The organism is Nocardia sp. NPDC058497 (genome assembly GCF_042720195.1).
Lineage (GTDB): Bacteria > Actinomycetota > Actinomycetes > Mycobacteriales > Mycobacteriaceae > Nocardia.
Window position 1 is genome coordinate 1 of the sequence record NZ_JBHXMY010000074.1, and the last position, 9,463, is coordinate 9,463.

The window sequence follows — 9,463 nt, forward strand, 5'->3', positions numbered from 1 at the left end:
CCGTCCGTTCCGGCCGCTCGCCCCCCGGGCCCCCCTGCCCCGGGTAGGGGGGCGGTGGGGTCCGGGCCCCGGGCCCCGGCGCGGCCGCGCGCCCCCCGGGGGTAAGCGGGCGCCGTCGACCGTTGCTTGCTAGTTACCGCGGAGCCATGCGCAGGGCGCCGTCCATGCGGATGGTCTCGCCGTTGAGGTAGTCGTGGCTGGCGATGTACTCGACCAGCTGGGCGTACTCGTCCGGACGGCCCAGGCGCGACGGGAAGGGCACACCGGCCTCGAGGCCCTTGCGGTACTCCTCGGTGACGCCGGCCAGCATCGGGGTGTCGATGATGCCGGGGGCGATGGTGTTCACCCGGATGCCGAACTGCGCCAGGTCGCGCGCGGCCGGGACGGTCATGCCGTGCACGCCGCCCTTGGACGCCGAGTAGGCGATCTGGCCGATCTGGCCCTCGAAGGCGGCGACGGAGGCGGTGTTGATGACGACGCCGCGCTGGCCGTACTCGTCGACCGGCTCGGTCTTGGCGATGGCGTCGGCGGCCAGGCGCATCACGTTGAACGTGCCGAGCAGGTTCACGGTGATGACGGTGCGGAACAGCTCCAGGTCGTGCGGGCCGTTCTTGGACAGGATGCGACCGGCCCAGCCGACACCGGCGCAGTTGACCACGATGCGCAGCGGCGCCGGGCCCTCGGTGATCTGGGCGATGGCGGCCGCGACCTCGTCGTTGCTGGTCACATCGGCCGCGATCAGGGTAACGCCGGCCGGGACGTTGTCGCCCGCGCGCTCGATGGACGCCGGGACGTCAAGGCCGAAGACGGTGGCGCCCGCGTCGGCGAGACGCTTGGCGGTGGCGGCACCGAGGCCGGACGCGCCTCCGGTGACGATGGCGGCGGAACCCGAAATCTCCACGATGGTCCTCTCGTTCATGACTACTAGTTGGCACTTCGTCAATTAGCACCCTAGCGGGTGTCGGTGAGGCGCACATCACCCCTCCCGCCGCCGCCGGATCTACTGCGAAAATACCAGCGAACAGCCGTGTTTTCCGGTGGTAACGTGCCTTCATGAGATCGTTCTCCGGTCCGTCGGTGGCCGGACGCAAGGTCCTGATCACCGGGGCAGCGCGCGGGATCGGCGCCGCACTGGCCAGGAAGCTGGCCGCGCGGGGCGCCCACGTGGCCCTGCTCGGTCTGGAACCGGAACTGCTGGCCGAGGTGGCCGCCGAATGCGGTGACGCGCCGTGGCGCTACTGCGATGTCGCCGACCGCGCCCAGGTCGAGCGGGTGGTCGAGGCGCTGGTCGCCGAACTCGGCGGGCTCGACGTGCTCGTCGCCAACGCGGGCATCGCCAAGCAGATGGCGATGATCGGCGGCGATCCCTCGGTGCTGGAGGAGACCCTCGCCGTCAATGTGCTCGGCGTCGCCTACGCCGTGCAGGCCGCCGGTCCGCATCTTGCCCGCCCCGGTGGGTATGTCCTGATGATGTCGTCGATCTCCACCGCCGTGCAGTTGCCGCTGGCGGGCGCGTACAGCGCGTCGGCGGCGGCCGTCGAGTCGCTGGCCGGCACCCTGCGCTGCGAGCTGCGCCAGACCGGCGCGCGCGTCGGCATCAGCTACTTCGCCGAGATCGACACGGACATGACCAGCCGCGGCTTCGGCACCGCCGCCGCGCACACCGGTCTCGGCGAGACCAGCCTGACCGGCGTGTCCCCGATCGGTCCCGCCGTCGACGCGCTGGAACGGGCGATCGCGCGCAGGCGCAAGACCGTCGTCTCACCCTGGTGGGTCTCGCTCGTGCTGCCGGTGCGACCCTTGGCGCAGCTGCTGGTGCAGCGGCTGCTCGGCAAGCGGGTCGCCCGCGCGATCGAGATCGCGCGCACCGAGGACGTCCCCTTCACCACCACCCAGCCTGCCCGACCACGCAGAATGGAACGGTAATGAGCGATTCGGCATCCACCCTGCGCCAGCTCCCGCGCGGACGGCATCATCTCTCGCGCGCGGAAGTGGTGGCCTCCCAGCGGGAACGCATCCTCGTCGCGATGGGGGAGGCGATGACCGAGGGCGGCTACGTCGGAACTCCGGTGGCCGCCGTGCTCAAACGGGCCGGGGTGTCCCGCGAGACGTTCTACGAGCTGTTCCGCTCCAAGGAGGACTGCTTCGCCGCCGCCTTCGACCGCGTCTCCGCCCTGCTGGCCGAGCGGCTACAGGGCGTGATCGCCGAAACCGAAACCGCCGACGCGTTCACCAGGATGGACCGCATCCTCACCGCCTACTTCGACCACATGATCGACGACCCGGCCTCGGCCAGATTGTTCCTGGTGGAGGTGTACGCGGTCGGGCCGTCGGCGATCGAGGCGCGGATGGAGTTGCAGAGCCGGTTCGTCGCGGTGGTGGCCACCATGCTCGGCGCCAAGACCGCCGAGCAGCACTTCGCCTGCGCGACCCTGGCCGCCGCGATCGGCGCGATGGTCACCGGCAAGATCGCCGGCGACGATCTGGACGGCCTGCGCGCGCTGAAGGAACCGCTGATCGACCTGGCCCGCCGCTCGGGGCCGGTCTACGGCACCGCGTTCGCCGGCTGATCCGGCACCGCCACGTCCCTGCGCGGTCCGGAGAACCGCCACGCGCCGATTCCGAGGCCGACCACGACCGGGACGAGCAGCGCCAGGCCGGTCGAACCCCAGCCGCCGAGGCCGGAGACGAACGCGTCGAGCACCGTCTTCGTGGCGAAGAACAGGAACAGCAGGCCGGAGGCGAAGGCGATGCCGCGTTCGGGCAGGTGCTTACCCGCCAGCTTGCCGACCAGAATCGCCAGGCCACCGGCGGCGACCATGCCGATGGTCGAGCCGATCCAGACGGCGAGCCAGCCGTTCTTCGAGGCCAGCGCGGCGGCGGCGAACATGGTGCGGTCGCCGAGCTCGGCGAGCATGAAGGCGGAGATCACGACGAGGAAGGCATTGCGGGTGCTCGGTGGCGGCGTATCTTCGGCCTCTTCGGCGGAGCCCAGCGCGTCGCGCAGCGTCCACAGGCCGACGACCAGCAGCGTGAGCGCGGTGACGACGGCGATGGCGTTCGCGGGCAGCGCGGTTCCGAGGAAATGGCCGACACCGGCGGCGATGAGATTGACGGCCACGCTGGCGACGCTGATCCCGGCCAGGACAACCCACCAGCGATAGCGCAACGAGAACGTCAGCGCCATCAGCTGCGATTTGTCACCCAGCTCGGCGAGGAACAGCACGCCGAAGCTCAGCAGGATCGTGGCGATCATGAAAGTCAGCTCCCAGGTGGATAACTCCGGCCTGTGGCTGAAGAAACGGGTGCGCCTCCAGCCACACCGGTCAACGGATCGGTTTGTGGCCGAAGGTCTCGCCCACCGGTGGTGACCGGTTCGCGCAGCCGGACCGCGCCGAATGTGGCGCCGATCAGTATGTCGACTGTGCGATTGCGGGCTACTCCCCTTCGCTGCTGTCCACCCTAGCCCGATTGCTACCGGTATGCCAACTCCGTGTAATCGAAATCGCAAAGGGCGCAATAAGTTTGGCGATGCGGCCGCGATAGTTCGGTTTCCCTGATCTACCCGCGCCGGACGGCCGTTGCCGGGTATTCGCCAGACCTGGTCGGCGAAAGTCTCAGGCCGCCAGCAACATTGCGAGGACGGCGGTATCGGGATCGCTGATCAGATCCATCCCGACGCGGCTCACCAGCGAGGTGACGGTCCCGTCGAGCTCGGCCTCGGCCCACGCCGCGCGATGCTCGAGACCCAGATGCGGCACGCCCGGCAGCAGCACGCAGCCCGAGGCCGCGCCCACGCATTCGGGCAGCGACGGCCGGGTCTCCGACGGCGGATGCAGCATCAGCAGCGCGGGCGGCACGTGATCGGCGAACCGGCCCGGCTCGACCGCCTCCGCGCCGAGCACCGGCCCCTCCGCCAGCACCAGGCCGACGGTGCCCGGTTCCGGATCGTCGGGCAGCTCCTCGCGCACGCCGAACACGGTCGAGGTGACCAGCAGGCCGGGCATCGAGGCCACCCGGACCGCGAGCACCAGCACCTGCGCCCACTCCTTGGTGGTGTCCGGCCACCGGCCCGACACGACGAATCCCTGCAGATGACCGCGCGCCTGGAACGGCGTGATCCCGATCGGACCGTGCGTCGTCATGATGGCCTCCCGACTATCCGGGGGCTTCGGTGCCCTGTATGTCAGGAATAGCCCGAAAACCATCTGGCACACAAGTACCAATGACTGCTAACCCGCCTCTCCGCGACTCTTGCCGGTCGTCGGGTGCCACCTGGGTATCGACCGGGCAGTCTGTCGAGCGCAGCCCGAGTTTTGGGCGTGCCCGGCGAGTTACCCATGTTCGTGCGAAACCAGGCGGGACGGCGAAGGCCCCCCGACAGCGTCGAGGGGCCTTGCGTCTACTCAGGCAACTCAGCCGAAGATGAGGCCTTTGCCCTGGGTCACGGCGCGGGCGAAGCGCTCCTGCACGTCGGCCCAGTTGACGACGTTCCAGAACGCGGTCACGTAGTCGGCCTTGACGTTCTTGTACTGCAGGTAGAAGGCGTGCTCCCACATGTCGACCTGCAGCAGCGGGATGATGCCGATCGGCACGTTGGCCTGCTGGTCGTACAGCTGGAAGGTCAGCAGCTTCTGGCCGAGGGTGTCGTAACCCAGGACGGCCCAGCCGGAGCCCTGCAGGCCGTTCGCGGCAGCGGTGAACTGCGCGCGGAACTTGTCGAACGAACCGAACTGGTCGTCGAGCGCGGCGGCCAGGTCACCGACCGGCTTGTCACCACCGTTGGGCGAGAGGTTTTTCCACCAGATGGAGTGGTTGGTGTGGCCACCCAGGTGGAACGCCAGGTTCTTCTCGTTCAGGAAGATGGCGGCGTGGTCGCCGGCCTCACGGGCGGCTTCCAGCTTCTCCAGTGCCGCGTTGGCGCCGGCGACGTAGGCGGCGTGGTGCTTGGTGAAGTGGATCTCGTTGATCTGTCCGGAGATGTGCGGCTCCAGCGCGCTGAAGTCCCAATCGAGTTCGGGCAGTGTGTAGACGGCCACGATGTCCCTTTCCGTGTGTCGGGCTGTGTGCGCCCATTCGGACGAGCACACCAACCATCATTCGTACACCCGCTCGCTGCAACCGCAGCCGTGCGGTCCCTCATTCCCGGGAGGGAGCGGGTGGCGCCGAATCGGCCCGGGTTACAGCGGAGGGGCGACGTCGGCCTTGGATGCCCTGGCGTCGCCGGAATCGTGTGCGGCCCACCAGCGGCGACCGCCATCGATGAACTCCGCCATGGGGATTTCCTGGCCACCGAGGTCGGTGACGGCGATCTTGTCGAACCAGACGCGGACATCGAGTTCCCGCGGATCGATGCCCTCCTCCTGGGAGAACTCGATGACGTGCGCGGCGATGCGCTGATCGAGCACCGTGTCGAAGCTGAGCAGCTCGCTCCACAGTGTCCAGCCGCTGTCGTCGAGATCGATGAATTCCCAGCCGTGCAGCCCGCCGCCGCCGAAACTCTCGATCGCTTCGTCGAGTTGGTCGAGGGTCAGCGGGAGGACCCTGGCCTCGATGTCGTCCCAGCGCTGGATGCGCAGGGACGCGGCGACCCGGGTGACTCCGGTGAAGGTGAGCAGGACTTTCGCCTCGGTCGGCGCTGGTCCTTCGGCGGGTAGCGTCAGCACCTCGAGAGCGAGTCGCAGCCGCCCCGCCGCGGCGTCCACCTCTACTCCGAGACAGGTTGATTCGGACAAAGCGGTATTCAGGCCGTTGATGTCGAAACTGTCGAGTAGCCCCCTGCTCACGTTCATGCGCTCAGGCTACCGATCTGGCCGCCCAGATCCCAGGATTTAGGATTTTCTCTAAGGATGTCGTTTTTATGGAACCGAAATGGCCCGGCTCGCGTCCAAGTAGATGTCGGGACCGATGCAACCGCGGAATCCCGACGTCAGCGGCGAACGGCCGCTCCGGGATGACATGGAGGGGAGTCCCGGATCGGCCGTTTCGCCGACTGACTTCCCCGGCTCCACGTCGGTTGATAGCCCGCGCCTCACGGTTGTGTGCTGACCGATAGCTGAGACCTGTGGATCAAGTTGTGGATTCTGTGGATAACCCCCATCCATCCACAGACCGCGCACAGCCTCGCCCGGCGTCGCTTCCGGCATGGCAGGATCGAGGCGTGACGAGCTCCGATGTCCCCACGGTGCCGGTGGGTGCGGTACCCGCCGCGTTCGACGACGCCGAGCCGGTGGCCGGCGCCCAGCTGCTCGACGTGCGCGAACCCGACGAGTGGGAGCTCGGCCACGCGCCGGGCGCGATCCACATCCCGATGGTCGACGTGCCGGCCAGGATCGACGAGATCGACATCGACGCCGAGGTGTACGTCGTGTGCAGGCAGGGCGGGCGCTCGATCGAGGTCGTCAAGTACCTGGCCCATATCGGGTACGAGGCAGTGAACGTCGCGGGGGGAATGGTGGCCTGGCAGCAGACCGGCCGCCCGGTGGTCGCCGACGGCGAGCACGAAGCCAAGATCTACTAGTCCGGAACGGGGTGCGCGGGTGAGTTCGGTGGTGCAACCATGTGCGCGCTGTGGCGCGCGGTGGGCCGTGCAGGGCGCGCCGATGCACTGGTGCCCGCGCTGCCGTGGCGTGCTGCTCTCGCCGGGCAAGGTCGACGCGCCCGCCTCCCAGCGCAACTACCGCTGGGTCGCGCGCAGGCCCGATCACCGCATCCGCAAGGCCGGGGCATCGACCACGCCCGCACCGCTCGGCCCCACACCGCGCTACACCGAGATTCCGCGCTGGGGCCTGCTCGATCCGCCATCGGCGCCCGGTCGCGAGCCGGAGCGGCCGCTGCGTGGCATCGCGGCCAACCGCGATCTCCTGCTTGTCGTCACCGCGCTGGCCTTCCTGGTCGCGGCCTTTGCCGAATACGGCCGGTACCTGATCCTGCTGCGCAACCGGACCACGCTCATCCCCAGCTGGCTGCTGTGGATCTCGGACATGTCGGTGTGGGTGTTCGGGGTCATCGCGCCGCTGTGTGCCCTCGCCGCCGCGCTCGCGCTGGTCGCGTGGCTGATCGAAGCGCGGCGCGCGCGCTTCGCCGCGCAGGGCAGGCGCGATCCGCGGCGCCGGTGGTCGCTGATCCTTGGCTGCCTTGTGCCCGGCGTGAACCTGATCTGGCCGGGGGTCTTCCTCACCGAGCTGCTCGAGCCCGCGGCCGATCCGCGTGCGCTGCGGGCCGTGCGGATCTGGTGGGCGGGCTGGGTGGTCAGCGGCCTGATCCTGGTCGGCGCGACGCTGTGGCGTGACGCGTCGACCCTGCAGGCCGAGGCCGACGGTGTCTCGTTCACCGCGTTCAGCGACCTGTGCGCGGCCGGTTTCGCGGTGCTCACGCTGTGGACGGTCCGTCAGCTCGAAGGCCGCGACCTGCGTGGCGCGCCGCGCACAGCGCACCGCTGGGTGATGGCCGCCGATCCCGCCGAGGTCGTCATCGCCCCGGTCAAGCCCGGGGTGCCGGGGACCGGGCAGGATGAGGATGAACGCGCGAATCCCGCCGAAACAGGCGAGAATACGCAGGAGGAGGTTGTGGCCAAGTGAGCCAGGGCAATCGCGCGCCATTCGTTGTCGCGCACCGTGGTGCGTCTGCGGCGCGCCCCGAGCACACCCTCGCCGCCTATGAGCTGGCGCTCGAGCAGGGTGCCGACGGTGTCGAGTGCGATGTCCGGCTGACCCGCGACGGGCATCTGGTCTGCGTGCACGACCGCACCGTCGACCGCACCTCCGACGCCACCGGCCTGGTCAGCGAACTGACCCTGGCCGAGCTGCGCGACATGAACTTCGGCACCGACGACGCGCCGTCCGGTGTCCTGGCCCTCAGCGACCTGATCGGCCTCGTGCTCGACTGGCGCAGCAGACCGACCAAGCTGTTCATCGAGACCAAGCACCCCGTGCGCTACGGCGCGCTGGTGGAGAACAAGGTGCTCGCCGAACTCCAGCGTTTCGGGATCGCCACGCCAGCCTCGGCCGACCACTCCCGCGCGGTGGTGATGTCGTTCGCCGCGACCGCGGTCTGGCGGATCCGCCGTGCCGCCCCGCTGCTGCCGACCGTGCTGCTCGGCGAATCCTCGCGCTTCCTCGGCGGTGGCGCCGCGACCACCGTCGGCGCGACCGCCGTCGGCCCCTCGGTGAAGACGCTGCGCGAACATCCCGAACTCGTCGACAAGGCCGCCGCCGCGGGCCGCGCCACCTACTGCTGGACCGTCGACGATCCCGATGACGTGACATTGTGCGCCGACCTCGGCGTCAGCTGGGTCGCCACCAATCACCCCGGCCGCACCAAGGCGCTGCTCGCAGGCGTGTGAGTTTTCCGCCGGGTCGCGCGCACCGACATCGCCGCTCGGCCATAAACTCTCGCCGTGGGTAAAAGCAAGCGGAACAGTCCGAAGCCCGACAGTAATCGGGCTCAGCGTCTCGCCGAGCGGCGTGCGGCGCAGGAGCAGGCATCTGCGGCCCCGACGCGGCCGTTCGAGGGGCTTGCTGCCGAATGTGATCTGGTGGCGCTGCGGGAGTTCGTGCCGTCGGCGACCGCGACCTTGAAGCTGGTGCCCGGTGTCGCCGCCGAGCGCTCGGTGACGCTGGCGACGGTGCTACCCGGTGCGGTGGCCGCGCTGGTCCGCGCCGGCGACGAGCCGGTCGGCTACGTCGGCACGCAGATGCAGCACCAGGGCACCGACCCGTCCGCCGACATCGCCGCGGCGATCCTGTGGACGCAGTCCGCCGAGCCCGGTGAGTCGCTGAACTCGGCCGAGTCCGTCGACGGCGGTCCGCGTCTGGCCGACGTCATCGATCCGGGCGCCGACCTGGAGCTCACCGTGCACCAGGACTTCGACTGGTGGGTGCCCGAGGGCGTGACCCCCGATCCGCAGGTGGCGGCGACGATCGAGCAGGCCAAGCAGGCCATCATGCCGTCGGCGCGACTGGATCTGGGCGGCGACGGTGTCGGCGCGGCCTGGTGGGTCGACGCGGGCGAGAAGGCGCATGTGCGCTGGGTGCGTCCCGAGGACGAGGACAAGCTGATGCCGGCGCTGGCTCGCGTGCACGCCGCGGGCGGCCTGCACATGGGCGAGGGCTCGCGCTTCGCCGGTTCGTTCCGTACGCACGGCCTGCTGGTGCCGGTGTTCGATCTCGATCCCGAGCGGCACCCCAGCGAGTGGGAGGCCCCTGCCCGCGAATTCGGTGCGCGACTGGCCGAGGCGCTGGCCTCGGACGCCCCGATGACGGGCGAGGAACGGCGTTCACGCGACGGCCTGCGTTCGCGCCAGGTCACCCTGCGCTGAACTCAATGAAATAGAAACGCAGAACGGATTCGGCTCGCGGCGCGCGATCCGAAACCGGGGGGCTACCTGAGAGGTGGGCGCCCGCGGGGGGGGGGGGCCCCGCTGCCGGCGGCGGGGGGGTGATCTACCGCGCGGTTTTGTTAT

Annotated in this window: 11 protein-coding genes; 6 read left to right on the forward strand and 5 right to left on the reverse strand. The window is 69.5% G+C overall.

Annotated elements, in window-relative coordinates:
- Window positions 1-133: 133 nt before the first annotated feature.
- Window positions 134-901 carry an SDR family NAD(P)-dependent oxidoreductase gene (locus ACFWPJ_RS08030; RefSeq protein ID WP_189031900.1) on the reverse strand — a complete coding sequence of 256 codons (768 nt, stop codon included), beginning with the start codon at window positions 899-901 and terminating at the stop codon, window positions 134-136.
- A 152-nt stretch (window positions 902-1,053) separates the two neighbouring features.
- Here ACFWPJ_RS08030 and ACFWPJ_RS08035 point away from each other — a divergent pair, with 152 nt between their 5' ends.
- Entirely contained in the window at window positions 1,054-1,926 is an 873-nt protein-coding gene (locus tag ACFWPJ_RS08035) for an SDR family NAD(P)-dependent oxidoreductase (protein WP_378848660.1), read from the forward strand.
- Entirely contained in the window at window positions 1,926-2,570 is a 645-nt protein-coding gene (locus ACFWPJ_RS08040; RefSeq protein WP_378848663.1) for a TetR/AcrR family transcriptional regulator, read from the forward strand. The genes ACFWPJ_RS08035 and ACFWPJ_RS08040 overlap by 1 nt, the downstream gene beginning before the upstream one ends.
- Here the strand turns inward: ACFWPJ_RS08040 and ACFWPJ_RS08045 are convergent.
- The 4 genes from ACFWPJ_RS08045 to ACFWPJ_RS08060 form a co-directional block, all read right to left on the reverse strand.
- The gene (locus ACFWPJ_RS08045) at window positions 2,546-3,256 is read right to left on the reverse strand and encodes a TMEM165/GDT1 family protein (protein ID WP_378848666.1); all 711 of its coding nucleotides are present in this window, start codon (window positions 3,254-3,256) and stop codon (window positions 2,546-2,548) included. The genes ACFWPJ_RS08040 and ACFWPJ_RS08045 overlap by 25 nt on opposite strands.
- Window positions 3,257-3,617: 361 nt before the next feature.
- Complete coding sequence (locus ACFWPJ_RS08050; RefSeq protein ID WP_378848669.1) at window positions 3,618-4,145, reverse strand: peptidase; 528 nt, start codon at window positions 4,143-4,145, stop codon at window positions 3,618-3,620.
- 270 nt (window positions 4,146-4,415) lie between these two features.
- Window positions 4,416-5,039, reverse strand: a complete 624-nt coding sequence (locus tag ACFWPJ_RS08055) for a superoxide dismutase (RefSeq protein WP_189031919.1) — start codon at window positions 5,037-5,039, stop codon at window positions 4,416-4,418.
- 141 nt (window positions 5,040-5,180) lie between these two features.
- Window positions 5,181-5,792, reverse strand: coding sequence for a hypothetical protein (locus ACFWPJ_RS08060; RefSeq protein WP_378848672.1), 612 nt, complete (start codon window positions 5,790-5,792; stop codon window positions 5,181-5,183).
- A gap of 368 nt (window positions 5,793-6,160) precedes the next feature.
- Between ACFWPJ_RS08060 and ACFWPJ_RS08065 the strand changes: the two genes are divergently transcribed.
- Genes ACFWPJ_RS08065 through ACFWPJ_RS08080 form a run of 4 tightly spaced genes read left to right on the forward strand, consistent with a single transcriptional unit; the run spans window position 6,161 to window position 9,319 of the window.
- Window positions 6,161-6,520 (forward strand): rhodanese-like domain-containing protein, encoded by a 360-nt coding sequence (locus ACFWPJ_RS08065; protein ID WP_378848675.1) that lies wholly within the window; start codon window positions 6,161-6,163, stop codon window positions 6,518-6,520.
- Window positions 6,521-6,539: 19 nt separating this feature from the next.
- A complete protein-coding gene (locus tag ACFWPJ_RS08070; RefSeq protein WP_378848678.1) occupies window positions 6,540-7,580 on the forward strand; it encodes a DUF4328 domain-containing protein in 1,041 nt (346 codons plus the stop codon).
- Window positions 7,577-8,344 carry a glycerophosphodiester phosphodiesterase gene (locus ACFWPJ_RS08075; RefSeq protein WP_378848681.1) on the forward strand — a complete coding sequence of 256 codons (768 nt, stop codon included), beginning with the start codon at window positions 7,577-7,579 and terminating at the stop codon, window positions 8,342-8,344. Before ACFWPJ_RS08070 ends, ACFWPJ_RS08075 begins: the two co-directional genes overlap by 4 nt.
- A gap of 54 nt (window positions 8,345-8,398) precedes the next feature.
- Window positions 8,399-9,319 carry a DUF5926 family protein gene (locus tag ACFWPJ_RS08080; RefSeq protein ID WP_378848684.1) on the forward strand — a complete coding sequence of 307 codons (921 nt, stop codon included), beginning with the start codon at window positions 8,399-8,401 and terminating at the stop codon, window positions 9,317-9,319.
- Window positions 9,320-9,463: the final 144 nt, after the last annotated feature.